The sequence below is a fragment of the Sphingomonas hankookensis genome (assembly GCF_001619955.1).
Lineage (GTDB): Bacteria > Pseudomonadota > Alphaproteobacteria > Sphingomonadales > Sphingomonadaceae > Sphingomonas > Sphingomonas hankookensis_A.
The window spans coordinates 108,438-133,474 of the sequence record NZ_LQQO01000045.1 but is presented as its reverse complement, the minus strand read 5'-3'; the positions used below and the strand labels follow the sequence as shown (position 1 = coordinate 133,474).

Annotated in this window: 29 protein-coding genes; 11 read left to right on the top strand and 18 right to left on the bottom strand. The window is 67.0% G+C overall.

Annotated features, from left to right (window positions below):
• From AVT10_RS15230 to AVT10_RS15190, 9 genes are all read right to left on the bottom strand, one after another.
• Entirely contained in the window at positions 1 to 327 is a 327-nt protein-coding gene (locus AVT10_RS15230; RefSeq protein ID WP_066693349.1) for a hypothetical protein, read from the bottom strand.
• Between the two features lie 50 nt (positions 328 to 377).
• The gene (locus AVT10_RS15225; RefSeq protein WP_066693348.1) at positions 378 to 581 is read right to left on the bottom strand and encodes a hypothetical protein; all 204 of its coding nucleotides are present in this window, start codon (positions 579 to 581) and stop codon (positions 378 to 380) included.
• A 56-nt stretch (positions 582 to 637) separates the two neighbouring features.
• The gene (locus tag AVT10_RS15220) at positions 638 to 850 is read right to left on the bottom strand and encodes a cold-shock protein (RefSeq protein WP_066693346.1); all 213 of its coding nucleotides are present in this window, start codon (positions 848 to 850) and stop codon (positions 638 to 640) included.
• A gap of 187 nt (positions 851 to 1,037) precedes the next feature.
• Entirely contained in the window at positions 1,038 to 1,448 is a 411-nt protein-coding gene (locus AVT10_RS15215; RefSeq protein ID WP_066693344.1) for a hypothetical protein, read from the bottom strand.
• 97 nt (positions 1,449 to 1,545) lie between these two features.
• A complete protein-coding gene (locus AVT10_RS15210) occupies positions 1,546 to 1,740 on the bottom strand; it encodes a hypothetical protein (protein WP_066693339.1) in 195 nt (64 codons plus the stop codon).
• Entirely contained in the window at positions 1,718 to 2,227 is a 510-nt protein-coding gene (locus AVT10_RS15205; RefSeq protein WP_232308041.1) for a hypothetical protein, read from the bottom strand. The genes AVT10_RS15210 and AVT10_RS15205 overlap by 23 nt, the downstream gene beginning before the upstream one ends.
• Before the next feature lie 35 nt (positions 2,228 to 2,262).
• Complete coding sequence (gene uvrA / locus AVT10_RS15200; protein WP_066693336.1) at positions 2,263 to 5,223, bottom strand: excinuclease ABC subunit UvrA; 2,961 nt, start codon at positions 5,221 to 5,223, stop codon at positions 2,263 to 2,265.
• Positions 5,220 to 5,591: a GCN5-related N-acetyltransferase gene (locus AVT10_RS15195; RefSeq protein ID WP_198158603.1), complete on the bottom strand. Its 372-nt coding sequence runs from the start codon at positions 5,589 to 5,591 to the stop codon at positions 5,220 to 5,222. Before AVT10_RS15195 ends, uvrA begins: the two co-directional genes overlap by 4 nt.
• Positions 5,588 to 6,394, bottom strand: coding sequence for a DUF1206 domain-containing protein (locus tag AVT10_RS15190; protein WP_066693334.1), 807 nt, complete (start codon positions 6,392 to 6,394; stop codon positions 5,588 to 5,590). The genes AVT10_RS15195 and AVT10_RS15190 overlap by 4 nt, the downstream gene beginning before the upstream one ends.
• A gap of 82 nt (positions 6,395 to 6,476) precedes the next feature.
• On the opposite strand from AVT10_RS15190, the gene AVT10_RS15185 reads away from it, so the two are divergent.
• Positions 6,477 to 7,328 (top strand): energy transducer TonB, encoded by an 852-nt coding sequence (locus AVT10_RS15185; RefSeq protein WP_164523843.1) that lies wholly within the window; start codon positions 6,477 to 6,479, stop codon positions 7,326 to 7,328.
• Positions 7,329 to 7,332: 4 nt separating this feature from the next.
• On the opposite strand, the gene AVT10_RS15180 is transcribed toward AVT10_RS15185, so the two are convergent.
• Positions 7,333 to 7,794 (bottom strand): vgr related protein, encoded by a 462-nt coding sequence (locus AVT10_RS15180; RefSeq protein ID WP_066693330.1) that lies wholly within the window; start codon positions 7,792 to 7,794, stop codon positions 7,333 to 7,335.
• 54 nt (positions 7,795 to 7,848) lie between these two features.
• Positions 7,849 to 8,565 carry a hypothetical protein gene (locus AVT10_RS15175; RefSeq protein ID WP_066693328.1) on the bottom strand — a complete coding sequence of 239 codons (717 nt, stop codon included), beginning with the start codon at positions 8,563 to 8,565 and terminating at the stop codon, positions 7,849 to 7,851.
• Positions 8,566 to 8,760: 195 nt separating this feature from the next.
• Between AVT10_RS15175 and AVT10_RS15170 the strand changes: the two genes are divergently transcribed.
• Complete coding sequence (locus AVT10_RS15170) at positions 8,761 to 9,861, top strand: helix-turn-helix transcriptional regulator (protein WP_066693325.1); 1,101 nt, start codon at positions 8,761 to 8,763, stop codon at positions 9,859 to 9,861.
• Positions 9,862 to 9,880: 19 nt separating this feature from the next.
• On the opposite strand, the gene AVT10_RS15165 is transcribed toward AVT10_RS15170, so the two are convergent.
• Entirely contained in the window at positions 9,881 to 10,315 is a 435-nt protein-coding gene (locus AVT10_RS15165; protein ID WP_066693323.1) for a copper chaperone PCu(A)C, read from the bottom strand.
• Positions 10,316 to 10,470: 155 nt separating this feature from the next.
• On the opposite strand from AVT10_RS15165, the gene dnaK reads away from it, so the two are divergent.
• The 3 genes from dnaK (at position 10,471) to AVT10_RS15150 (ending at position 14,264) form a co-directional block, all read left to right on the top strand.
• A complete protein-coding gene (gene dnaK, locus AVT10_RS15160; RefSeq protein ID WP_066693317.1) occupies positions 10,471 to 12,378 on the top strand; it encodes a molecular chaperone DnaK in 1,908 nt (635 codons plus the stop codon).
• 115 nt (positions 12,379 to 12,493) lie between these two features.
• Positions 12,494 to 13,615, top strand: coding sequence for a molecular chaperone DnaJ (dnaJ, locus tag AVT10_RS15155; protein ID WP_066693314.1), 1,122 nt, complete (start codon positions 12,494 to 12,496; stop codon positions 13,613 to 13,615).
• Between the two features lie 166 nt (positions 13,616 to 13,781).
• The gene (locus tag AVT10_RS15150) at positions 13,782 to 14,264 is read left to right on the top strand and encodes a GNAT family N-acetyltransferase (RefSeq protein ID WP_066693311.1); all 483 of its coding nucleotides are present in this window, start codon (positions 13,782 to 13,784) and stop codon (positions 14,262 to 14,264) included.
• A 16-nt stretch (positions 14,265 to 14,280) separates the two neighbouring features.
• Here the strand turns inward: AVT10_RS15150 and AVT10_RS15145 are convergent, their stop codons facing one another.
• Both AVT10_RS15145 and purB read right to left on the bottom strand, forming a co-directional pair.
• Positions 14,281 to 15,627 carry a methyl-accepting chemotaxis protein gene (locus AVT10_RS15145; RefSeq protein WP_066693309.1) on the bottom strand — a complete coding sequence of 449 codons (1,347 nt, stop codon included), beginning with the start codon at positions 15,625 to 15,627 and terminating at the stop codon, positions 14,281 to 14,283.
• A gap of 73 nt (positions 15,628 to 15,700) precedes the next feature.
• Entirely contained in the window at positions 15,701 to 17,011 is a 1,311-nt protein-coding gene (purB, locus tag AVT10_RS15140; protein ID WP_066693307.1) for an adenylosuccinate lyase, read from the bottom strand.
• A 208-nt stretch (positions 17,012 to 17,219) separates the two neighbouring features.
• On the opposite strand from purB, the gene AVT10_RS15135 reads away from it, so the two are divergent.
• Entirely contained in the window at positions 17,220 to 17,696 is a 477-nt protein-coding gene (locus tag AVT10_RS15135; RefSeq protein WP_232308040.1) for an EF-hand domain-containing protein, read from the top strand.
• 56 nt (positions 17,697 to 17,752) lie between these two features.
• Here the strand turns inward: AVT10_RS15135 and AVT10_RS15130 are convergent, their stop codons facing one another.
• From AVT10_RS15130 to AVT10_RS15115, 4 genes are read right to left on the bottom strand one after another with little or no spacing between them, the layout of a single operon-like run.
• Positions 17,753 to 18,298 carry a sugar O-acetyltransferase gene (locus AVT10_RS15130; protein WP_066693301.1) on the bottom strand — a complete coding sequence of 182 codons (546 nt, stop codon included), beginning with the start codon at positions 18,296 to 18,298 and terminating at the stop codon, positions 17,753 to 17,755.
• The gene (gene radC, locus AVT10_RS15125; protein ID WP_066693297.1) at positions 18,298 to 18,981 is read right to left on the bottom strand and encodes a RadC family protein; all 684 of its coding nucleotides are present in this window, start codon (positions 18,979 to 18,981) and stop codon (positions 18,298 to 18,300) included. Before radC ends, AVT10_RS15130 begins: the two co-directional genes overlap by 1 nt.
• A gap of 45 nt (positions 18,982 to 19,026) precedes the next feature.
• Positions 19,027 to 19,263 carry a helix-turn-helix domain-containing protein gene (locus AVT10_RS15120; RefSeq protein WP_055789866.1) on the bottom strand — a complete coding sequence of 79 codons (237 nt, stop codon included), beginning with the start codon at positions 19,261 to 19,263 and terminating at the stop codon, positions 19,027 to 19,029.
• A complete protein-coding gene (locus AVT10_RS15115) occupies positions 19,263 to 19,832 on the bottom strand; it encodes a hypothetical protein (protein WP_066693294.1) in 570 nt (189 codons plus the stop codon). The genes AVT10_RS15120 and AVT10_RS15115 overlap by 1 nt, the downstream gene beginning before the upstream one ends.
• 144 nt (positions 19,833 to 19,976) lie before the next feature.
• Here AVT10_RS15115 and AVT10_RS15110 point away from each other — a divergent pair, with 144 nt between their 5' ends.
• The 5 genes from AVT10_RS15110 to AVT10_RS15090 all read left to right on the top strand — a co-directional run bounded on the left by AVT10_RS15110 (position 19,977) and on the right by AVT10_RS15090 (position 24,823).
• Positions 19,977 to 20,651, top strand: coding sequence for an acyloxyacyl hydrolase (locus AVT10_RS15110; protein ID WP_126013415.1), 675 nt, complete (start codon positions 19,977 to 19,979; stop codon positions 20,649 to 20,651).
• Positions 20,651 to 20,977: a hypothetical protein gene (locus tag AVT10_RS15105; RefSeq protein WP_066693291.1), complete on the top strand. Its 327-nt coding sequence runs from the start codon at positions 20,651 to 20,653 to the stop codon at positions 20,975 to 20,977. Before AVT10_RS15110 ends, AVT10_RS15105 begins: the two co-directional genes overlap by 1 nt.
• A gap of 97 nt (positions 20,978 to 21,074) precedes the next feature.
• Positions 21,075 to 24,245 (top strand): intermembrane phospholipid transport protein YdbH family protein, encoded by a 3,171-nt coding sequence (locus AVT10_RS15100; protein WP_232308039.1) that lies wholly within the window; start codon positions 21,075 to 21,077, stop codon positions 24,243 to 24,245.
• The gene (locus AVT10_RS15095; RefSeq protein WP_066693288.1) at positions 24,242 to 24,436 is read left to right on the top strand and encodes a YnbE family lipoprotein; all 195 of its coding nucleotides are present in this window, start codon (positions 24,242 to 24,244) and stop codon (positions 24,434 to 24,436) included. Before AVT10_RS15100 ends, AVT10_RS15095 begins: the two co-directional genes overlap by 4 nt.
• A 3-nt stretch (positions 24,437 to 24,439) precedes the next feature.
• Entirely contained in the window at positions 24,440 to 24,823 is a 384-nt protein-coding gene (locus AVT10_RS15090; protein WP_066693285.1) for a YdbL family protein, read from the top strand.
• Positions 24,824 to 25,037: the final 214 nt, after the last annotated feature.

Below are 25,037 nucleotides of genomic sequence, written 5' to 3'. Positions count from 1 at the left end.
TCAGGCGCCGGTCTGCGACGCCATGCTGCCGCGCGGCTCGACCATCGTCGGCACCGGGCCGGTCGCCGGGCGCAGTGCCTCGCGATCGGCAGCGGAAACCGGTGCGGTCGGATCGGGACGGAAGGCTTCAGGCGCGCGGTCGGTCGGGCCGGGACGATCCTTGTCCAGCGCCAGATCGGGCGCGGCATGGCCTTCGGTCGGTTTGCGCCGAGCCAGCAGCACGCCGAACAGGCCGACGGCAATGCCGGTGGCGGCCAACGCGACAGTACGCAGCGTCGAAACGCCTGCGGTGCGCGATTTCGGCTTGTGTTTCTTATGGTTGGCCATGGTCGATCCCTTCGCTGTTCACCGGTCCAACGACCGGCACAGCGACAGGTTCAACCGATGGTTTCGCTCCGGCGGACGGTCGCCGCTTCGCGGATCAGCCGCTGTTCGGTCGTGCGCTCGGCGCGGTCGGCCATTTCGGTCCATGCCTGTTCGGCACGGCGGCAGCGTTCGCGGACATTGTCCAGCGTCGCGGCTTCAGCATTGGCGCGCTCCACGGCGGCGCGGGCACGATAGGCTTCGGCGGTGTCGGCCAAGAATATCCTCCAAGCAAAAGGGGCGGGCGGAGATCGCTCCGCCCGCCCCACGAAAATCAGTCTGCGGCGGTCAGGTTGACCGCGCTCACCCGGCCGCGCCGGTCTTCTTCCAGCTCATAGCCCACGCGCTGGTTCTGGTTCAGCGTGACCATGCCGGCGCGCTCGACCGCCGAAATATGGACGAAGGCGTCGGTGCCGCCATTGTCGGGGGCGATGAAGCCATAGCCCTTGTCGATGTTGAAGAATTTTACGGTGCCGAGATTGGCCATGAAGGTTCCTTCCGGAGGTTGCGGGCGCCGGAAACACCCGACCCCCGTGCCTTAGGCAGCAGGGAAAGAAGGAACTTGCCGCAAAGCAGGACACCATCGATTTGCGACTGTAGCGAAGCGGATATGGGTATCGGCCCGCCCCCGTGCAAGGGGCGGGCCGATGTCGTTCGAAACGTCGCCGGTCGGGTCAGCGGCAGCGGACGTTGTTGCGGTCGATCGCTTGGCCACCGGCTGCGCCGGCGGCACCGCCCAGCAGCGCACCCAGCAGGCCCGAACCGCCCGGCCGCAGCGCGGTGCCAAGCACGCCACCGGCGATGCCGCCGACGATCAGACCGGTCGTGCCGTCGTTGCGGCGGCAATAATAGCGGCCGTCCTGACCGACATAGACCCGGTCGTTCCGCGACAGGCGGCGTTCGCGATAGCGGCGGTCGTCGCGGTAATAGCGTGCGGCGTCATAGCCATTGTACGAGGGGTCGGGGCGATCCCAGTCGTAGCGGCCATAGCCGGCATCGGCATAGCGCGGACCGCCCATGCCGTAATCGGTGCATCCGGTAACCAGGGTAGCGGCGGCGACGAGGCCGAGGGTGAGCGCACGCATGTCGACGGATCCTTCGCTTGATATCGATCAAGCCCGAATGCCGGGGCGCGACGGAGCTTCCGAAATTATACGGGAAACGGCGGTTTCGCCGCCGGTGCTACCAGCGCCCGCCGGCGGCCTCGATCGCCGCGAGGAGCGCGCGTTTGCTGTCGGTCCGATTGCTGCCGGCGTTGCGCGGCAGCTCCGGGTTGCCAAGTGCCGCGCGGCGCTCGGCCAGCTGCTGCGCGATGTCGGCATGGCGCAGCCGGGGGCCCGGCCAGTCCTCCGCTTCAGTCGAGATCGTCGACGCCATGATCACCTGCACTTTCCTGCCGTATCCGCTGTTCAAGATAGGCGCGATCGAGAGAAGAATGAAGCCGGTACAATAACCGAGCCTGTTCGATCCGATCCGGTGCGGTGCCGGAAGCATATTGCCCCATCCGGTCCGCGATCAGGTCTTCCACGCCGAGAATGGCAAACGAGGAACCGGGCGCGAAATCGTCGATCAGCATGATCCGTTCGCGCGGAACCAGCCCGTCAAGTGGGACGCGGCCCACGACCTCGAACCCGAGCGCCAGTTCGGGATGGATCCAGCCCTGCGTCGCGTTGCCGGGCCCGCTTGGACGAATGAAGCCATGCTCCCGCAAAACCGCTTCCACCTCCTCCTGCACAGGCGAGCACAGATCGAAGTCGCCGGTGGAAACGGCGCTGCCCGACCAATATTCGACAGCCGCCCCGCCGACCAGGATCGGGCGGGGCTGACCGGTGGCGCGCAACGCCTCGCTGACCGTCGCGAACATCCGCAACGCAGCTTCGAACGGCGCTCGCCAGAGACTCACTCGGCCGCCTGTGCCCTGGGTGTCAGCAGCGGCTTGAGATATCGCCCGGTGAAGCTCCCCTCGACCGCTGCGACGGTTTCCGGCGTGCCTTCCGCCACTACACGGCCGCCCTTGACGCCGCCTTCCGGCCCCATGTCCAATATCCAGTCGGCGGTCTTGATGACGTCGAGATTATGCTCGATCACTACCACGGTGTTGCCCTGCTCGACCAACTGGTGGAGCACCTCCAGCAATTTGCGCACATCCTCGAAATGCAGGCCCGTCGTCGGTTCGTCGAGGATGTAGAGCGTGTTGCCGGTCGCGCGCCGCGCCAGTTCCTTGGCCAGCTTCACCCGCTGCGCCTCACCGCCCGACAGCGTCGTCGCCTGTTGCCCAACCTTGACGTATCCCAGCCCGACCTCGGCCAGCATCGCCATCTTGTCGCGGATCGGCGGCACCGCCTTGAAGAACTCGACCGCGTCCTCGACCGTCATGTCGAGCACATCGGCGATGCTCATCCCCTTGAACTTCACCTCCAGCGTCTCGCGATTGTACCGCGCGCCGTGGCACACGTCGCACGTCACATAGACGTCGGGCAGGAAGTGCATCTCGATCTTCAGCACGCCATCGCCCTGGCATGCCTCGCACCGGCCGCCCTTCACGTTGAAGCTGAACCGGCCGGGCTTGTAGCCGCGCGCCTGTGCTTCGGGCAGACCGGCGAACCAGTCGCGAATCTGGGTGAACGCGCCCGTATACGTCGCCGGGTTCGATCGCGGCGTACGGCCGATAGGCGACTGGTCGATGTCGATCACCTTGTCGAGATGCTGCAGCCCGGTGATCTTGTCATGCTTGCCCTGCACGATCCGGGCGCCGTTCAGGGTGCGGGCGGCGGCGGCGTAAAGTGTGTCAATCGTGAAGCTCGACTTGCCCGACCCCGACACGCCGGTGATGCAGGTGAAGGTGCCGAGCGGCAGCGACGCGGTGACACCGGTCAGGTTGTTGGCGGTGGCATTGTGCACCGTCAGCTTCTTGCCATTGCCCTTGCGCCGTTTGTCGGGCAGCGGCACCGACCGCGTGCCGTTGAGGTAATCGGCGGTGATCGATCCCTTCGACTTCAGGATCTGCTTCAGCGTTCCCTTGGCGACGACCTCGCCGCCATGGACGCCGGCGCCCGGCCCCATGTCGATGACGTAATCGGCGGTGCGGATCGCATCTTCGTCATGCTCGACCACCAGCACCGTGTTGCCGAGATCGCGCAGACGCCTGAGGGTCGCCAGCAGCATGTCGTTGTCGCGCTGGTGCAGCCCGATCGACGGTTCGTCGAGGACGTACAGCACCCCCGACAGCCCGCTGCCGATCTGCGAAGCAAGGCGGATGCGCTGGCTCTCACCACCCGACAGCGTGCCACTGGTCCGGTCGAGGTTCAGATAATCCAACCCCACATTGTTGAGGAAGCCGAGCCGCTCGACGATCTCCTTCAGGATCGACTGGGCGATCGCCTTTTGCTGGTCGTTGAAATGCTCAGGCAGCGACTGGAAAAAGGCGAGGGCATCGACCACCGACAGCCGCGTCGCGTGCGCGATGTCCTGCATCGCGACCTTGACCGCCAGCGCCTCGGGCTTCAACCGCGCGCCATGGCAGGTCTCGCAGGGCTGCGACGCCTGGTACTTCGCCAGTTCCTCGCGCATCCACGCGCTCTCGGTCGACAGCATCCGCCGGTTGAGATTGCCCAGCACGCCCTCGAACGGCTTCTTGACGTCATACGACTTCTTGCCGTCGATGAAGGTCAGCGTCACCGGCTTGCCGGCGGTGCCGTGCAGGATCACGCGCTGCGCTTCCTCGGGCAGGTCCTTCCATGCCGCGTCGAGCGAGAAGCCATAGGCCTTCGCCAGCGATCCGAGCACCTGCATGTAATAGGGGGAGGGCGGGTTGGACTTCGCCCACGGCACCACCGCGCCTTTCTTGATCGACAGTTCGTGGTTGGGGACGATCAGGTCCTCGTCGAACTCCAGCCGTTCGCCAAGACCATCGCACGCCGGGCAAGCACCCTGCGGCGCGTTGAAGCTGAAGAGGCGCGGTTCGATCTCGCTGATCGTAAATCCGCTGACCGGGCAGGCGAATTTTTCGGAGAACACGATGCGGTTGTCGGGGATGCCGGCGCCCTTCAGCTTGCCGGTCTGCGGCGCTGCCTCGGTCGCGCGGTCGCCCTGTTCGCTGTCCAGCGGCGGATTGCCCGACTGCGCCTGCGCCACCGTCGTATCGACCAGGTCGACATAGGCGAGGCCATCGGCGAGCTTCAGCGCGGTCTCGAAACTCTCGGCCAGACGCGTCGCGGCATCGGCGTTCACCACCAGCCGGTCGACGACGATCTCGATGTCGTGCTTGAACTTCTTGTCGAGCGCCGGCGCGTCCTCGATCAGATGGACTTCGCCGTTCACCCGCACGCGCTGGAACCCGGCCTTCTGCCATTCGGCCAGTTCCTTGCGATACTCGCCCTTGCGCCCGCGCACGACCGGCGCGAGCAGCAGCAGCCGCGTACCTTCGGGCAGCGCCAGCACCCGGTCGACCATCTGGCTGACGGTCTGCGCGCTGATCGGCAGGCCGGTGGCGGGGGAATAGGGCACGCCGACCCGCGCCCACAGCAGGCGCATATAGTCGTAGATTTCGGTGACCGTCGCGACCGTCGATCGCGGGTTGCGGCTGGTCGTCTTCTGCTCGATCGAGATCGCCGGCGACAGCCCTTCGATATGCTCGACATTGGGCTTCTGCATCAGTTCGAGGAACTGCCGCGCATAGGCCGACAGCGATTCGACATAGCGCCGCTGCCCTTCGGCATAGATGGTGTCGAAGGCGAGGGACGACTTGCCCGAACCCGACAGGCCGGTGATGACCGTCAGCGTATCGCGCGGGATGTCGATATCGACGCCCTTGAGGTTATGCTCCCGCGCACCGCGGACGGAGATATGGGTCAGGCTCATGCGGTCCGTTCTATCTTCGTTCTTTTGGATTGGCTAGGGCGAGAGATGGGGGTGCCTCGTCCCGGTTTCGAGGGGGCCTTGCCGCGCCATTCCAGCGAGCGTCGGTTGAGGTCGGGCAGATCGGCATCGCCCGTCAGCGCCTGTTCTCCCAACGCCACCGCCTGCGCGAGGGCGGCCGGATCGGCATGGGCATAAGCCGGACGTCCGGCGACATGATCATACCATTGCCCGCCGAATGCATTGTCGAGCAGGATGCGCTGGAAACAATGGTCGGCCACCACCGGCCATCCGCGCTCCCGCGCCACCGCCGGCAGCTCGCGCCGGGTCAGGTCGAGCCAGCGCGCCTCCAGCACCTCACGCCCGGTCATGCCGGCAACCGCACCTGCAACCGGCGCCAGCGCGCCTCGACGAAGCTGAACGCCCCGAACGCGATGAAGCCGATGCCGATCGCGCTGAGCAACAACTGTCCGCCCGCCTGCCGCTGCATGAGTGCCATGCCGCTCGCCATGCCGCCGGCTTCGTCGGCATCCGCCGCCCATGCCGCGGCGACGAACAGGAACGCGATCGCCGCGAACACCGCTGCCCGCGCGCCATAGCCGATGCGACCCATGGTACAGACATAGTCGGGCACCGGCGTTCCACCCGACAGGGTGCGGGCGAACTCGCCGGTCCATGCCTTTTTCGCCTGCTGGACCGCCGCCGCCAGCAGGCCGATGGCGACCAGTGCCACCAGCAACCGTCCGCCCGGCTGATCGAGCATCCATGCCGTCCAGTCATGGGCGCTCTCCTCGCCGCCGACACGGCCGGTCGCCCGCGCGCTGTGCAGGGAGAGGCGCGCGGCGGTCCATGCCAGCACGACATGGGCGATCCCGCTGACCGCATGGCCGGCGCGACGGAATGCGCCCTTGGCGTCATTGTCCTGCGCTTCGGGATCGAACAGCGCCTCGGTCAGCCGCCACAGCGCATAGCCGGCCAGCCCCGCCGCCATCGCCGCCAGCAGCCATTCGCCAAACGGTTCGTCGGCCAGGCTGGCGATGGCACCCTGATTGTCGCCGGCCTTGCCGCCGCGCAGCGCGGCGTCGATCGCGAACCAGCCGACGATGCAATAGACGATACCGCGCGCCGCGAATCCGAGGCGGGCGAGCAGGGTGGCGCCTTTGCGCGTCGACATGGGGGCAGGCTTTCAAAATCGTTGCGCGATGCCAACAGCTTGCCGGCCAGAGGGTTCCGATAGTTGCGAGCGGGCAATGCCCATGGCACCGTGCAGGCAGGGGCAATGCGGGGCAATGCGGGGCAATGCGATGAAGGCGATCATGCTGGCGGCGATACTGGCGGGGCAGGGCGGTGCGGCGGATGTGCCGCCGCTCAAGCCGGCATCGGCATGGAGCGTCAACTATGCCGAGGATATGTGTGTCCTCAGTCGCGATTATGGCGATGCGGGCAACCGCGTCAGCGTGTTGTTCCGGCCTACGCCGTTCAACGACCGTGTACAGACGGTGCTGGTCGGTGATCGAAAACAGTTGGGATATTCGCCGCGGGTCAAGGTTCAGATCGATGGTCGCGCGGGGAAGGGCGTGTTCGATGGTGACGGACAGCGTACGTCCTTGCCGAAGGGGCGAAACATGGGGATCACCTTCGATCTGCCGCGCGATACCGTCACCGACTTTGCAGGAACGGAGCCGGTGGGCTTCGCCTTATCAGGTGGGAAGCCGTTTCGCGTGAACCTTTCGCTGTCGCGTGCCGCATTGACCGCGCTACGCAAGTGCGAAACCGATCTGATGCAGAGTTGGGGTTTCGACGTCGGCGCGGTCGATACTGCGCCGGTGCTGCCGGCACGGGCCCAGCGCGATCCGTCGATGTGGCTGTCAAACAGCGATTTTCCGCGTCAGCTGCTGGGCGCGAACGCGAACGTTACCGTCGCCTGGATCATCACGAAGGAGGGGGGCATTCGCAATTGTCGTGTCGTCCGCTCGTCCGGCAATGCAACGTTCGATGCGATCCCGTGCGAAGCGCTGGCGCGACGCGCGCGCTACACGCCGGCACGCGACGCGAACGGGCATCCGGTCGAAACGCTGTCGTCGCGCGTCATCCGTTTCAAGTCCTGACGCCTTAACCCCGCCCGAACGGTAGCAGCGCTTCGTACACTTCCAGTGGCGGCTTGTCCTTCATTGCCACGCCCTGTCGCAACAGAAAGGCGTGGCGGACGATTTCCGCCTGCTGTTCGATGCCATACGCTTCGAACGGTTTTCCCGGCACGACGGTGTAGCGATAGGTGCAGAAGGGATGTCGCATGAGAGGCAGCCAGTAGCGCCCGCGATGTTGCGTCTGGTGGATGTGCATCATCTCGTGCAGGAACAGCGCGGCCAGATCGCGCCCGGCAGCGGCGAAGTCGTCGCGGTACAACGTGCCCCGTGGGTGGAAATGGATGCAGCCGGTCGGCGCCATCGCGACCTGTCTGGGCTGAAAGAACGCCCATTTCGCATTCGCCACTCGCGCCTGCTGATAATCGATCGTGTCGCCGAACATCGTGCGGGCTAGCTCGGTCTCGGCGGGGGTCAGCGGACGGCGCATGCGGCCGACATGGTGGTGCGGCCCGCGCGGTTAAAGGCGCGGGCCGTTGAGGCTTCAGAAACGATAGCCGATCGCGACTTGCAGGACCGGATAGACCTTCACCTTGTCGACATCGTCCTGCAGCGAGCGGCGCTCGGCTTCCAGGTCCGCGCGCAGGGTCGGGTCGTTGCGCTTTTGGCCGGTGGCGGTCAGCGGATCGATCTTGAACGCGCCCTGGAACAGCACGCCGGCATCGAAGCCGAACATGAACCCGCGGCGGTTGCTGCCCGCCCAGCCCAGGGTCAGCATCGGCGAGAATTTGCGCGGGGCGGCGCGGGCGCTCAGCGTGCCGATGTCGCGCGGCTGATATTCGTTGCCGTTGATCTCTACCGCGACATTGGGCGTGGCGGTCAGGCCGATTTCGTTGTTGTTGATACGCGCCCCGCCCGACACGCGAAAATTGCCGCCGAACGGATAGGCGTCCACCGTCGCCCCGAACGAGTTCAGCTTGACCTTGCCATCGAAGCTGACGTCCTCCGGTTCGAACGAGGCGTTGACGGTCAGGAAGCTCGCGCCGCCGCGGATGCCGACATGGTCCGAAATGCGCCAGCCGATTTCCGGCCCGATGCCGAGCGTCCCGGCCGCTACCGCCACCGCATAGGTCGATTGCGGATCGCCGTCGGTCGCGGCCGACGCGGGCGGTTCGGAAACCGGACCGGCGGCGGTCTGCGCGGCTGCGGGCAGCGCAAGGAAAAGAGTGCCGGCAAGCGCGCCGGCCCGTGAAATACGCATGATGTCCCCCTCAGAACGGATGGTGCGGCCCCCGGTGCGTCGCACACCCTTGCCGCGCTGCACCTATGTCGATGCCGCACCGCACGGACATCATTCAAATGCGGTATGGCCATGCGCCTCTCGAGAATTTATCCGTTCGGTCGGCCCCGTCCGGTGGGACGGACGGCGTCGTGCTGCAGGGGCGAAGGGGGATCGGTGGACGTCACCGACATCGTCGAACGGTTCCGCAGGGCGGCGTTCGGCCTGGAGGACTGGCAGGACGCGCTGGCCGGTTTTGCCGGGGCGACCGACGCGCGCGTGGTCCACCTGATCGGCATGGATCGATCGGGGGCCGTCGCGTTCGACCTGATCCGGGGGGTGACGCCCGACATGGTCGACACCTTCGTGCGCGAAGGCGGGTTGAGCCGCCACACCAATCCGCGCACCGGGGTGGCGATCGATGGTCCGATGCTGAGGACGGTGTTCGACGATGCGCTGTTGAGCCGGCACGAACGCGACGCCCTGCCGATCTATCGCAACCTGTTCGACCGCGCCGATGCGGGCTTTGCCGCGCTGACCCGCCTGCGCGTGCCGGGGTGCGATGCGATCCTGTCCTTGCTGCGGCCACGATCGTTCCTCGATTCGGCGGACCGCGAGGCGCACATCATCGATGCGGCCGCGCCGGCCCTGTCCGACATCATGGCCCAGGCGGTGGCGCTGGGGGCCGGGCTCGACCGCACGGTTCGCGAAACCGCCGAGCTGCTGGAGCAGCGCGTGCTCCTCCTCGATGGCGACCGACGCATGGTGCAGATGTCGCCGGGGTGCGAGGCGTGGCTGGCGCCGGCCGGGCCGTTGACCATGCGCGGCGGCCGGATCCATGCCCGCGATGCGGCGACCGATCGGGCGCTGTCGCTCGCCATCGCGCAGGCGCTCGATCCGCTACAGGCGCTCCGCCCCGGACGGCGGGTCGTGCTGCGCATGCCGGGCAGCGACGGCCATGACGAGGGCGAGCGGTTGATCCTGACGGTCCGTGCGGCACCGCGACGCCCCTCGGGACCGCTTGCCCGCGCCCGAGTGATGCTGTCCGCGAAGACCGCCGCGGCGCCCTCGGCGGAGTTGTTCGCCGACCTGTTCGGCCTGACTCCGGCCGAGGCGCAGGTCGCGGTCCTGCTGGCGGTGGGGCATGACAGTGCCGCCATCGCCCGGTTGCGCGGATGCAGTGTCGCCACCGTCCGCACGCAGGTCATGGCGCTGCTGAACAAGACCGGCACCCATCGGCAGGGTGAGCTTGTCGCGAGGCTGCGCGGGGCCTGCTGAGCCGCCGCCGCACCCGGCGTCAGGGTGCCGGATCGCCCGCGCCGACCAGCTTTGCGTCGACGGTGACGTCCTCCCACCGTTCGAAGCGGAAGGTCAGGGGTATCGTGCCGCCGGGGCGCAGGTCGCCCTTCAGGTCGAACAGCATGACATGCGTTCCGCCCGGTCGCAGCAGGATGCGGTGGTCGCCGCCGAACGACAGGCTTTGCAACGGCCGCATCGATGCCATGCCGCCATGGCCCGTCATGCTCTCGTGCAGCTCGCTGCGACCCGCCGCCGGAGTCGTGACGCCCGTCACACGGTCGGCCGTCGATCCGCGCGACACGATCGCATAGGCGGCGGCGGGGCGTCCGGGCACGGCGGGCAGGCGGACCCACGCATCCTCGACCCGCGGCGGGTTCTGGCATCCCGTCAGCGCGCCTGCCGCTGCTGCCAGCGCGATCCACCGTGTCTTCATGCGCACGCTCCTGTCCCGATACGGTTCCCTATGCCGCGCATAATCTTGCGGCAAGCCGAACCCTGCCTATATCCGCCCTCGGAACGACCCGGACGGCACTACCCCGTGCCACCGGGTCCAGGTTTTACATTCAACCCGGGGGCCAATGAGGGACCATGGCTAAAGTTATCGGTATCGATCTGGGCACGACCAACAGCTGCGTCGCGGTGATGGAGGGCGGTAGCCCCAAGGTCATCGAAAATGCGGAAGGCGCGCGGACCACGCCGTCGATCGTGGCGTTCGCAAAGGATGGCGAGCGCCTGATCGGCCAGCCGGCCAAGCGTCAGGCCGTCACCAACGGCGACAACACGATCTTCGCGGTGAAGCGCCTGATCGGCCGCCGCTTCGACGATCCGGTCACCAAGAAGGATACCGAACTGGTTCCCTACACCATTGCGCGCGGCCCGAACGGCGACGCGTGGGTGAAGGCGGGCGGTGAGGAATATTCGCCGTCGCAGATCAGCGCGTTCATCCTGCAGAAGATGAAGGAAACCGCCGAATCGTATCTCGGCGAGACGGTAACCCAGGCGGTCATCACCGTCCCCGCCTACTTCAACGATGCCCAGCGTCAGGCGACCAAGGACGCCGGCAAGATCGCCGGTCTCGAAGTCCTGCGCATCATCAACGAACCGACGGCGGCGGCGCTCGCCTACGGCCTCGACAAGGACAATAACAAGACCATCGCGGTCTATGACCTTGGCGGCGGCACGTTCGACATCTCGGTTCTCGAGATCGGCGACGGCGTGTTCGAGGTGAAGGCGACCAACGGCGACACCTTCCTGGGCGGCGAAGACTTCGACGCGAAGATTGTCCAGTTCCTGGCCGACGAGTTCAAGAAGGTCGAAGGCATCGACCTGACCAAGGACAAGCTGGCGCTCCAGCGTCTGAAGGAAGCCGCCGAAAAGGCGAAGATCGAGCTGTCGTCGGCGCAGACCACCGAAGTCAACCTGCCGTTCATCACGGCGGACGCTACGGGCCCGAAGCACCTCGTCAAGTCGATCAGCCGTGCCGACCTCGAGCGTCTGGTCGAAGACCTCGTCAAGCGCACGCTCGAGCCGTGCAAGAAGGCGCTGGCCGATGCCGGTGTGCAGGCGAGCGCGATCGATGAGGTCGTGCTGGTCGGCGGCATGACCCGCATGCCGCGCGTCCGCGAGGTCGTGAAGCAGTTCTTCGGCAAGGAACCGCACACCGGCGTGAACCCCGACGAAGTCGTGGCGATCGGTGCCGCGATCCAGGCCGGCGTGCTGCAGGGTGACGTGAAGGACGTGCTGCTGCTCGACGTGACCCCGCTGTCGCTGGGCATCGAGACGCTGGGCGGCATCATGACCCGCATGATCGACCGCAACACGACTATCCCGACCAAGAAGTCGCAGGTCTATTCGACCGCCGACGACAATCAGGGTGCGGTGACGATCCGCGTGTTCCAGGGCGAGCGCGAAATGGCCGCCGACAACAAGATGCTGGGCCAGTTCGACCTCGTCGGCATCCCGCCTGCGCCGCGCGGCGTGCCGCAGATCGAGGTCACGTTCGACATCGACGCCAATGGCATCGTCAACGTGTCGGCCAAGGACAAGGGCACGGGCAAGGAGCAGCAGATCCGCATCCAGGCCTCGGGCGGCCTGTCGGACAGCGACATCGACCAGATGGTCCGCGACGCCGAGCAGTTCGCCGAAGAGGACAAGAAGCGTCGTGCCGGTGCCGAGGCGAAGAACAACGCCGAATCGCTGATCCACACGACCGAGCGTCAGCTGGCCGACAATGGCGACAAGGTCGATGCGTCGCTGAAGTCCGAGATCGAAGCCGCGGTCGCCGAGACCAAGGCGGCGGTCGAGAGCGGCGATGCCGATCGCATGACCGAAAAGAGCCAGGCGCTGGCGCAGGTCGCGATGAAGCTCGGCCAGGCGATCTACGAAAAGCAGCAGCAGAGCGAAGCCGCCCCGGCGGCCGATGCCCAGCCGGAGAACAAGGCCGACGACGTGGTCGATGCCGAATTCTCGGAAGTCGACGACAGCCACAAGGCGTGATGACTGCTCCCTCTCCCCCTCGGGGGAGAGGGCCGGGGAGAGGGGGCGTCGCAGGTGACTGCCCCTCTCCCAACCCTCTCCCCGCCAGCGGGGAGAGGGCTTTTGGGGTTTTCGAATGACCACCGAAGTCGATTTCTACGAACTGCTCGAATGCGAGCGCACCGCGGATGCGGGGACGATCAAGTCGGCCTATCGCAAGCTCGCGATCAAATATCACCCCGACAAGAATGCCGGGTGCAAGGATTCCGAGGCGAAGTTCAAGGCGATCAACGAAGCCTATGACTGCCTGAAGGACCCGCAGAAGCGCGCGGCCTATGACCGCTACGGCCATGCCGCCTTTCGTCAGGGTGCGGGCGGGCCGGGCGGCGGCGCGCAGGATTTCGGCGGCTTTTCCGACATTTTCGAAAGCGTCTTCGGCGAATTCATGGGCGGCGGCCGGCAAGGGCGTGCCGGACCCCGTCGCGGTGCCGACCTGCGCTACGACATGGAGATTTCGCTGGAGGAGGCCTATCACGGCCACCAGACCGAGATCACGGTCGATGTATCGACGTCCTGCGCCCCGTGCGGCGGCAGCGGCGCGTCGCCGGGGACCAAGGCGCGGACCTGTCACACCTGCAACGGGCAGGGCAAGGTCCGGGCGCAGCAGGGCTTTTTCGTCGTCGAGCGCGCCTGCCCGACCTGCCACGGCGCGGGACAGGTCATCAGCGACCCATGCCCGGTGTGCAATGGCGAGGGCCGGGTCGACCAGACCAAGACGCTGCAGGTCAATATCCCGCCTGGCGTCGACGAAGGCACGCGCATCCGCCTGACCGGTGAGGGCGAAGCGGGCGCACGCGGTGCGCCGGCGGGCGACCTCTACATCTTCCTGCACGTGAAACGCCACGCGCTGTTCGAACGCGAGGGCACCGCGCTGCATGCTCGCGCGCCGATCAGCTTTACGACGGCGGCGCTGGGCGGGACGATCGAAATCCCCGGCCTCGACGGACAGAAGCACAGCATCCGCGTGCCGGCCGGCATCCAGTCGGGCAAGGAACTGCGGCAGCGCGGCGCGGGCATGCCCGTGCTGCAGGGGCGCGGCCATGGCGACATGGTCATCCATATCGAGGTGGAGACCCCGACCCGCCTGTCGGCGCGGCAGAAGGAACTGCTCGAAGCGTTCCGCGAGACCGAGACCGGCGAGGAATGTCCGGAATCGATGGGCTTCTTCAGCCGGTTGAAGACCGCGCTCGGCGGGTAAGGGACAGGTCGTCCGCTTCCATCGTCATCCCGGCGAAGGCCGGGATCCATTGTGTCGGGTGTTCGCGAACGATACGCGACGTTCCGCCGTCAATGGATCCCGGCCTTCGCCGGGATGACGATGGAATGTGATACGACACTGCGACCCAACCAAGGATCAAGCGACCATGACCGCCCAGTGGCGCCTCGCCACCGCCGCCGACGCGCCCGATATCGCCATGCTCGCGCGTGCCGAACTGGGCGCCTATGGCGAGGCGGCGGACCTGTACGCCGAACGCATCGCGCTCAGTCCCGAAGGCTGTTGGGTGCTGGCGGACGGTGATGCGCTGATCGGCCACTGCATCAGCCATCCCTGGCACCGGCTCGCGCCGCCGACGATGCACGCATTGCTCGGCAACCTGCCGCCCAGCGCCGATTGCTGGTACCTCCACGACGTCGTCGTCGCACCCGCCGCACGCGGTACGAAGGCGGTCGAGCGCCTGCTGCCGATCCTCGACGCCATTGCCGCGCAGCGAGCGATCCCCGTCCTCGCGCTGATCGCGGTCGGCGGGGCCGATGCCTATTGGGTGCGCCAGGGGTTCATCGCGGCACCGGGCGGCGCGGCCGGTTTCGGTGCCGGCGCGGTGTACATGGAGCGACCGGTCGGCTGACCGGCTTCCCCGGCCGTCAGCGTCGGCCGCCCGCCACCATCCGGAGCGGCGCGCTGTACGTGCCCCGCAGGTCGGCCCGGCCTATCCGGAATACCGCGACGGCATCGTTCAGCCGCGCCGCTTCGTCGGCCAGGCTGCGCGCGGCGGCGGTCGTTTCCTCGACCATCGCCGCATTATGCTGGGTGATGCTGTCCATTTCGCCGACCGCGATATTGATCTGGCCCAGCGTATCGGCCTGCTGGCGGGCCGAAGTGGCGATATTGCCGATCAGCGAGCGGATACGGTCCATCTGTTCGGTAATGCGCTTCAACGCGACACCGGTGTTCGCCACCAGTTCCACGCCCCGGTCGACCTGTGCAGTGGAGGCGCTGACCCGCGCCTTGACGTCCTTCGCCGCCTCGGCCGATCGCTGCGCCAGCGCGCGGACTTCGGAGGCGACGACCGCGAAGCCCTTGCCCGCATCCCCGGCGCGCGCCGCCTCGACCCCGGCGTTCAGTGCCAGCAGGTTCGTCTGAAACGCGATGCCGTCGATGACGGCAATGATGTCGCCGATCTCCTTCGACGCGCGCTCGATGCCGCCCATTGCCTGCGTCGTGTCCTCGACGACGCTGACGGAGCTTTGCGCATCGCGATGGGTGTCGGCGACGATCGATTCGGTCGTTTCGACCAGCGTGGCGGCTTCGCGCACATTCTGGGTAATTTCCTGGATCGCCGCCGCCGATTCCTCGAGACTTGCTGCCTGGCGTTCGGTGCGGCCCGACAGATCGTCCGATGCCTGGCGGATATCGCTGCACCCGTTGTGCAGCGCCGCCGCAACCGAGGTCACTTCGGCCATCGACTGTGCCATCGTGTCGGCGGCGGTGTTGAAGCTCGCCCGCAGCGGTTCGAACTCGGCGCTGAACGGCGTGTCGAGCCGGACGTTCAGGTCCCCCGCCGCGAGCGACGACAGCCCCTGGGTCAGCGCATCGACGACGCGCCCGGTATTGGTCAGGTCCTGAATTTGGACCAGCACCGCATCGGCGGCCTCGTCGGCGATCGGGATCAGCGTGACGAGCATGCGCACCTCGTCGGCACCGCGCATATTGTACCATTCGAACCGGGCGTGACCGTCGCGGATCGCCTGTTGCACGCGTTCGCCGACATGTTCGATGCTCGGCCGTCCGTCGCCCTGCGTCGCGCGTGAGAATACGACCGGGTTCTGGCCGATGATGTCGCGGCGCGGCAGCCCGTACACCTGTTCCGCCGCCGGATTGCATTCGACGAACGCGCCGCCTTTCAGCAGCAGGACGGCGTCGGGCGAATGGCGGTACATCGCCATCGCGGTGCGGGTTTCGAGATCGGTTGTGGAGCGACGGAAGATCATGCGCGCTTCTACCGGCGCGGCGTTAATATTATACTATTGTCCCGCCGGGTCGGTACCCGGCGGGACCATGTGATCACGCCTGTCCGAACACCCGGGCGAAGATCGTGTCGACATGCTTGTAGTGGTAATCGAGGTCGAACCGGCTCTCGATCTCTTCCGCCGACAATGCAGCGGCAACGTCCGGATCGGCCTTCAACAGTTCGAGCAGCGACAGCGCGCCGTCCGATTCCCACACCTTCATCGCGTTGCGCTGGACATAGCGATACGAATCTTCGCGGCTCACCCCGGCCTGGGTCAGTGCCAGCAGCACGCGCTGCGAATGGACGAGGCCGCCCATCTTGTTGAGGTTCTTTTCCATCCGCGTCGGATAGACGACCAGCTTGTCGATCACGCCGGTCAGGCGGGCGAGCGCGAAGTCGAGCGTGATCGTCGCGTCGGGGCCGATATAGCGCTCGACCGACGAGTGGCTGATATCGCGCTCATGCCACAGCGCGACGTTTTCCAACGCGGGCGTCACATAGCCGCGAACCATGCGGGCGAGGCCGGTCAGGTTCTCGGTCAGCACCGGGTTGCGCTTGTGCGGCATCGCCGACGACCCCTTCTGGCCCGGCGAGAAATATTCCTCGGCCTCCAGCACTTCGGTGCGCTGCAGATGACGGATTTCGGTCGCCAGCCGCTCGATCGACCCGGCGATCACGCCCAGCGTGGCGAAGTACATCGCATGGCGGTCGCGCGGGATGACCTGGGTCGACACCGGTTCGACGGTGAGGCCCATCTTCTGCGCGACATGTTCCTCGACGCGCGGGTCGATGTTGGCAAAGGTGCCGACCGCGCCCGAAATCGCGCAGGTCGCGACTTCGGCGCGGGCATTGCGCAGGCGGGTGCGGCAGCGGTCGAACTCGGCATAGGCTTGCGCCAGCTTCAGGCCGAAGGTGACCGGCTCGGCATGGATGCCATGGCTGCGGCCGATGGTCGGGGTCAGCTTGTGCTCGCGCGCGCGGCGTTCGATCACCTCGAGCAGCTTGTCGAGATCGGCGAGCAGGATGTCGGACGCGCGCGCCAGCTGCACCGCAAGGCAGGTGTCGAGCACGTCCGAACTGGTCATGCCCTGATGCAGGAAGCGCGCCTCCGGCCCGGTCCGCTCCGATACGTGCGTCAGGAAGGCGATGACGTCATGCTTGGTCTCCGCCTCGATCGTGTCGATCCGTTCGACGTCGAAATCGGCGTCGTTCATCGCCCAGATCTTCTCGGCGGCTTCCTTCGGCACCACGCCCAGTTCGGCCAGCGCGTCGGTCGCGTGCGCCTCGATCTCGAACCAGATGCGGAATCGGGCCTGGGGCTGCCACAGGGCGGTCATTTCGGGGCGGGAGTAGCGGGGAATCATGGCGGGCCTTTCCAAACGGGCGAACGGTTGGCCGCGCCCTAGCAACAAGTCGCGGACGAATCGAGCCTGTCATGCGATAGAAGAGTAGCGAAGGGGCTTCAATCGAAACCGAAACGACCTAAGTTGGTTGGATCATCGCATAGTCGTCATCAAGTCTTTGTGGCGATAGCATGAAGTTCCGAACCAATCCGAAAGGAGTAATTCGATGATGAAGCGTATTCTTCTCGCCAGTGCCGTTCTGATGTCGACCCCGGCATTTGCCCAGGACGCCGCGCCGGCGCAAACGACTGCTCCAGTAACGCAGGCGGCGCCCGCCGCGCCGGCGACAACTCCGGCTGATCCGTCGGTTGCCGCTACGCAGGCGGCTCCGGCTACCCAGCCCGACCCCGCGACGCAGACCGCGCAGACGACGGCGGAGGCCGGCCAGCCCGCCAGCGGCACCCAGATCGCCCAGATCGTCGAGGCCGAATTCCCGAAATACGACAAGGACGGGAAGGGCCAGCTGACCGAAAAGCAGTTCGGCGAATGGATGGTCGCCCTGCGATCGGCCAGCGAACCCGGCGTGACTGCCGACAAGCCCGAGGTGAAGAGCTGGGTCAAGCAGGCCTTCGCCCAGGCGGACAAGGACAAGTCCAAGGCGGTGAGCAAGGCGGAGCTGACCAGCTTCCTGACCCAGAGCGCCTGATCGCCATCCAGAGCTGATATCGATGCGACCGCCGGGAGCGACCCGGCGGTCGCTTCTTATCGCACGCGCGCCGGATTCCCCACGACCGTCGCCCCCGCCGGCACATCGCGCGTCACCACCGATCCCGCGCCGATCAGAGCATCGTCGCCGACCGTGACACCCGGCAGGAGAATCGCGCCGCCGCCGATCCACACATTGCGCCCGATCGTCACCGGCCGCCCGAATTCCAGCATCTGCGCCCGCACCGCCGGGTCGCGCGGATGATCGGCCGCGAGGATCTGCACGCCCGGCCCGATCTGAGTCTTGTCGCCGATGGTGACCGCGCACACGTCGAGGATGACGCAGCCATAGTTCAGGAACACATCTTCGCCGACGGTGATGTTGTAGCCATAATCGATGTGGAAGGGCGGGCGGATGGTCACGCCGGTCCCGACGCACGCCAACCCTTCGCGCAGCAGCGCCGCGCGGGCATCGGCCGCCATCGCGATCGACGCGTTGTAGCGGTCCATCCACGCCGCCGCGCGCGCCACGTCGGCGACTAGTTCGGCGTCGCCGGCATGATACAGCTCGCCGGCGATCATCTTTTCCTTTTCGGTACGCATCAGAACATTCCCTTGGCGCGCAGGCTCGTATGCCCCTTGGCACCGATGATGAGGTGGTCGTGGACGGTGATGCCGAGCGGCTTGCCCGCCGCGGCGATGGTGCGGGTCAGGTCGATGTCCGCGCGGCTGGGGCTATGGTCGCCGCTCGGATGGTTGTGGACGAGGATCAGCGCCGCCGACCCCAGGTCCAGCGCCCGGCGGATCACCTCGCGGGTATAGATCGGCGCCTCGTCGATCGTCCCTTCCGCCACCAGTTCGTCGCGAATCAGCAGGTTGCGGCTGTTGAGGTGCAGCACGCGGATACGCTCGACCGCCAGATGCGCCATGTCGGCGTGAAGATAGTCGAGCAGCGCTTGCCAGTTCGACAGCACCGGGCGTTCCGCCACCTGCGCCTGCAACATCCGCGTCGCCGCGGCCTGCGCGATGCGGATCGCCGCCACCGCGCTGTCGCCCATGCCCGACACCTTGCCCAGCGCCAGCGGATCGGCGGCCAGCAGTCCGCCGATCCCGCCGAATTCATGCAGCAACGTCTTCGCCAGCGGCTTGGTATCGCGCCGGGGGATCGCCAGCGTCAGCAGATATTCGATCAGTTCATGGTCGAGCAGCGCCGCGCCGCCATGCTCCAGCAACCGCCCGCGCAGGCGCGCACGGTGGCCGGTGCCGTCGGTCTCTGGCGTGGTCATGGGCGTTTGCCTAGCGGATCGTGGTGCAGGGGGCGAGGGGGCGGATCACTCCTCGCCCCCGGCGCGCAGGTCGTCGTCGGACGGGGTGTAGTCGAGAATATCGCCCGGCGTGCAGTCGAGATAACGGCAGATCGCGGCCAGCGTCGCGAAGCGCACTCCCTTCACCTTGCCCGATTTCAGCAGCGACAGATTCGATTCGGTGATCCCGATCGCCTCGGCCAGTTCCTTCGACCGTACTTTCCGCCGGGCAAGCATCACGTCGAGATTGACGACGACCGGCATCAGACGAAATCGGCCAGTTCGCGCTCGGCCCGAAAGCCCGCCTCCAATGCCCAGATCGTGGCATAGGCGGCAAACGCCAGCATCAGGAGCAGCAAGGTTGTCTCCACCATTATAGGCGAGGCGATTGTCTCCGGCTGGCCAAAACCATTGGCTAGCAACAGGCTTTGAGCGATGGGCGCGATGACGCGCGTACAGGCCAGCACGATCGCGGCGCGCGATGCCCGCCGTAACCATGGCAGCGCGTCGACTAGGGCATTGCGCCGCTTCTGCCCAAGGCGTCGCAGCGCCATACCAACCGCAAACAACAGAACCGCCATCGGTCCGTGTTGCAGCAGCGTGACAGCGGCCAGTCCGATGCGGATGCCGGGCATTGCCGCCCATGTGTCGAAACGATGGCGGGCCGCCGGATCGCGGTCCAATTTGGCCAGCGTTTCGTCGGGCAGCAGGTTCGCCGCATCAGCGCCGGCGCGGCAGCCTTGTTGGGAATCGCAATTCCAATACGGTCCCGGTGCCGCCGCTGCGACCAGCGTTATTACCCCGAGCAAGGCACCAATCACGAGAAACAGCATGCCGATCCCACGGCAGACCCGCGCTTTCTTCCGCGGTAACGAATATCCGTCTAACACAAGATACTTTCTGTTTTACAGCAATTATTGTCGATGATACAGCATCGGCAACGGCTAAGCGACTGCCGTTTGCGGGAAGGGGTTCATATGATTCGGTTGGAAAAGGGCGTCCTGGGCGCAGTGTTGGCGCTCGCCTCGACGACGGCGATGGCGCAGGAGGGGCCGGAACCAATGCCGCCCCGCGAGCAGGCCGAGATCGCGGTCGGCGTCCTGCGGCACGGCGCCAACTTCCACCCGCTCGGCAGCAAGCTGATCTTCGACCTGCCCGCATTGCCGGCCGGCCAGATTTACGAGGGCGAGGAGGAGAACGGCACGGTCGACGTGCAGATCGCCTATCGCACCGCGCCGCTGCGCATCCTCCTGAAACCCCGCCTGACGGCGAAGGTGCAGATCAACACCGCCGGGCGCACCAGCTTCTTCAGCGTCGGGGCGGAGTGGCGCCAGCATATCCTGCGCGGCTGGGTCTATGGGCAGGCGGGGATCGGCGCGACGGTCATCGACGGCTACAGCTTTACCCCTGATCCGTTCCAGCCCGGCATCTCGAACGAAGAGGCTTGGCGGCGCTACGACATCTATCGCCGCCGGACCTCGTTCGGGTCGAAAATCCTGTTCAATCCCAACGCGTCGATCGGGGTGCGGGTCGACCGGCGCTGGGCGGTCGAACTGGCCTGGGAACATCACAGCCATCGCCAGATATTTTCCGATACCAATCCTGGCATCGACCATGTCGGTATCCGCGTCGTGCGGCGGCTGGGGCGGTGATGCTCGCCGTCCTCGCCGCCGCCCTGCTGTCGGCACAGGCCGCACCGCCTGCGTCTCCGTCCGATGATGAGATCGTCGTCACCGGCGAACGCCCGCGCAATTTTCGGATCGTCACGAAACGCGACCGTCGTGCGGGCATCACCCGTTGCACGCTGAAGCCGCCCAGCGGCGACCCACTGCTCGATACGGGCATCTGCCAGGCATATCTCGCCTGCGTACCGACGGTGCGGACCGGGCCGGAAATGGAGGCGTGCATGCGGCCTCCGATGGGACGGGAGGTGAAGGCGTGGCAGGAACGGCGCAAGGCGGCGATGGCGACGCGCTGAGCCGCGCGCAACTTCCGTTGCGCTGCCGGAACCGTTTGCCGCCTCTCGCGCTTGACCCGGATGGCGCCCATGCGCGACGAACGAGGCGAACAGCGGAGTGACGGGTCTGGGCGGTGACGACGAGGAGGCGGTGGAGACCGTAGCGTCGCCGCGTCGCCATGGCCGCAAACGGCGCCGCTTCGCGCAGGTGCTGCTCGTCGTGTGCGGCATCGTGCTGCTGCTCGCGGCGCTGGTATGGACGCAGCGCCGGCCGATCGCCGACAATCTGGTCCGCCGCGAACTGGAAAAGCGCGGGGTCGCCGCGCGCTACCGCGTGGCGCAGATCGGGCTGGGGCGGCAACGGCTGGTCGATGTCGTACTGGGCGATCCCAGGGCGCCCGACCTGATCGCCGACTGGATCGAGGTCGATACCGAGGTCGGGCTGAACGGCGCCAAGGTCGTCGGCGCACGCGTCGGGCAGGCGCGGTTGCGCGCGACGCTTCGTCCTGACGGCACGGTGTCGTTCGGACAGATCGACCGGTTGCTCCCGCCGCCGTCGGGCAAGCCGTTCGCGCTGCCCGATTTTACCGTCGCGGTCGACGATGGCCGCATCCGGCTCGCCACGCCCTATGGCGTGATCGGTGCGAAGCTGGCCGGGCGCGGCAATCTTGCGAACGACTTTACCGGGAGGCTGGCGGCGGTGGCGGAGCGGCTGTCGCTCAATGGCTGCGGGATCGATCGGCTCGCCGCGAACCTGTCGCTGCGGACGGCGACTGGCGGCCCATCCCTGTCCGGTCCGATCCGGGCCCAGGCCGCCGCCTGCGGCGACGTACGGCTGGTCGGACCGGTCGTGCAGGCGGAGGCGCAACTCTCGCCCGGGTTCGATCGGTGGCGCGGGCGGGCCGAGGTCGCCGCCGAGCGGATCGCTGCGCCGCAAACGCGGGTCGCCGCGCTGTCGGGCACGATCGGCTTCGACGGTCGGGCGCAGGGAACGACGGGCACGCTCGACCTCACCTCGGGTGATTTCGTCCTGCCGGACCTTGCGGGGCAGGCGTTGTCGATCGCCGGGCGTTATGCAGTGGGCGGCGTGCCTGCGTTCGAGGGGCGGATCGGCGCGCGAGGCGCACGGCTTTCCCCCGCGATGGTCGCGCGGATCGCCGGTAGCGCGGATGCCGCCGCGGGTACACCGGTTGCTCCACTGGCGACCGCCGCGATGCGCGCGGCGGCCCGCGCCGCACAGCGTTTCGACCTGTCGGCCGAGGTTGCCGCGCGCCCGCTGGCTGCGCGAATCGACCGGCTGGCCTTCGTTGCGGCCAGCGGTGCGCGCGCCACGCTGCGCGACGGACCGGTCCACTGGGTGTCGGGCAAGGGCGTGACGCTCAACGGCACGCTGGCGATGGGCGGTGGCGGGCTGCCGGCCGCCAGCATCCGCCTGACCCATGCCGGACCGGGATCGCCGGTGAACGGCACCGCGACCATCGCCCCCTATGCGGCAGGCGATGCGCGGCTGGCGCTGTCGCCGGTGCGCTTCCGTGCCGATGGCGACGGCGCGACCCGTATCGAAACCCGTGCCGAACTGTCGGGACCGTTCAGCGGCGGGCGGATCGATCGCCTCGCGCTGCCGATCGATGCGCGGTGGGACGGGGGCGGGCGGCTGGTGGTGAATACCGGCTGCGTGCCGGTCGCGTTCGACCGGTTGCGGGTGTCCGCGCTGACGCTCGACCCCGCACGGCTACAGCTCTGCGCGAGTGATGGCGGCATGGTCCGGCTGGCGAACGGGCGGGTCGGTGGGGGTGTCGCGACCGGCGCGACGCGGCTGACCGGCACGCTGGGCGGGACTCCGATCACGCTGGCGGCGGCGGGCGGGCGGTTCGGCCTTGGCGATCTCGGCTTTGCGCTGAGCGATGTGAAGACCCGGCTGGGCAGCCCGGAGCGCGTCAGCGTCCTCGACCTCGGCTCGCTCACCGGCCGCGTCGCCAACGGGGTCGTCGCGGGCACATTCGAACGCGGCGAGGGGCAGATCGGCAATGTCCCGCTGCTGATTCGCGAGGCGGCGGGCGACTGGAGGCTGGCGGGCGGCGTCCTTTCGCTCGATGGCGATGTCGCCGTGCGCGACGCCGATCCGCAGCCGCGATTCGAACCGCTGCGCAGCGACGATTTCAAACTGACGCTCAGCGGAAACGACATTCGCGCCGGGGGCACGCTGAAGCACCCGGCCAAGGGGGTGAAGGTCACCGACGTCGCCATCGTCCACGACCTCGCCACCGGGCGCGGCAATGCCGTGCTGGCGGTGCCGGGCATCACCTTTGGCGATTCGTTCCAGCCGAACGAACTGACCCGGCTGACCTTCGGGGTCGTCGCCGATGTGAAGGGGACGGTGTCTGGCCGCGGCGACATTGCGTGGAGCCCCGACGGCGTTACCTCGACGGGCACCTTCCGCACCGACGATACCGATCTTGCCGCCGCCTTCGGTCCGGTAACGGGCCTTGCCGGCGAGATCCGCTTCACCGACCTGCTGGGCCTCGTCACCGCGCCGGGGCAGGTGGCGACGATCGCCGAGGTCAATCCGGGCATCGCGGTGACCGACGGTGTGGTCCGCTATCGCCTGATCGAAGGGATGCGCGTTCAGATCGAAGGGGGCCGCTGGCCGCTGGGCGGTGGCGAGATGGTGCTGGAGCCGACCATCCTCGACTTTGCCGAGGATCAGGAACGCCGGATGACCTTCCGCGTGACTGGCGTCGATGGCGGGCTGTTCCTGCAGCAGTTCGAATTCGACAATCTCAATGCATCGGGCGTGTTCGACGGCGTGCTGCCGATGATCTTCGACGCGCGGGGCGGCCGGATCGAAGGGGGTAGGCTGCAGTCGCGCGGCGGCGGCAACCTGTCCTATGTGGGTGAGGTCACGAAGGAGGATGTCGGCTTCTGGGGCAATCTCGCCTTCCAGGCGCTGAAATCGATGAACTATCGCCGCCTGACGATCGAGCTGGACGGGCCGCTGGCAGGCGAGATGCTGACCGCGATCCGTTTCGCGGGGGTCAGCCAGGGGGAGGGGACGTACAGTAATTTCCTGATCCGTCGCCTCGCCAAACTACCGCTCGTCTTCAACGTGCGGATCAGGGCGCCCTTCCGCCAGCTGATCGATTCGGTGCAGAATTACTACGACCCGAAACGGCTGATCGAACGCAACCTGCCCGCGCTCCAGGCCGAACAGCGCCGCCGCGAACAGGGCTTGCCACCGGCGCCGCTCGACACCACCATTCAGCCCTCCGAAAGCGAGACTGTGCCATGACGCGAACCGTGATGCTGTTGCGAGCCTTGGTGATCGGCGTGCCCGCATGTGCCGCGGGCGGGTGCGTCAACGTGTCCGCGCCGGACAAGCCGATCGTCATCAACTTGAACATCAACATCACGCAGGAAGTGGTGTATCGTCTCGACGGCGAGGCGAAGACCCTCATCCAGGACAATCCGGGGATTTTCTGAACCATGCATGCTTACGTCAAATACGGCCTCGCCGCAGCCGCCTTCGTCGCGGTCGCGGGACTTGCCGGCACCGCATGGGCGCAGCGCGACCCCGCCTACCAGGCCGCGCGTGCGGCAGGGCAGGTCGGCGAGCAGCCTGACGGCTATCTGGGCGTCGTCGGCGGCGGCACGGCCGAGCTGCGCGCGCTGGTTGCCAACATCAACATCCAGCGCAAGGCGGCTTATACCCGCGGTGCACAGTCGGGCGCGACCGTCGAACAGTTCGCGTTCGTGTCGGGCTGCAACCTGATCGCGCAGACCAAGCCGGGCGAGAAGTACAAGACGCCGGGCGGTAGCTGGGAAACGCGTGGTAACGGTCCGCCCGAACGCGACCCGCGCTGCGTGTGAGGGATTGAAAAAAGGCGCATCATGCGCTATTTCGATCATGCGGTATCTGACTTCAGTGATACACCTCCAGACCCCGGTCGTGCCAGCGGCCGGGGTCTTCTACGTTACGGGGCCGGCTGCCAGGCCGACCCCGTCCCGCCGCTACTTCGAGCGGGCGACCTCGATGATTTTCAGCACCAGGGTCGCGAAAGCCACCATCAGCATAATTACGCCG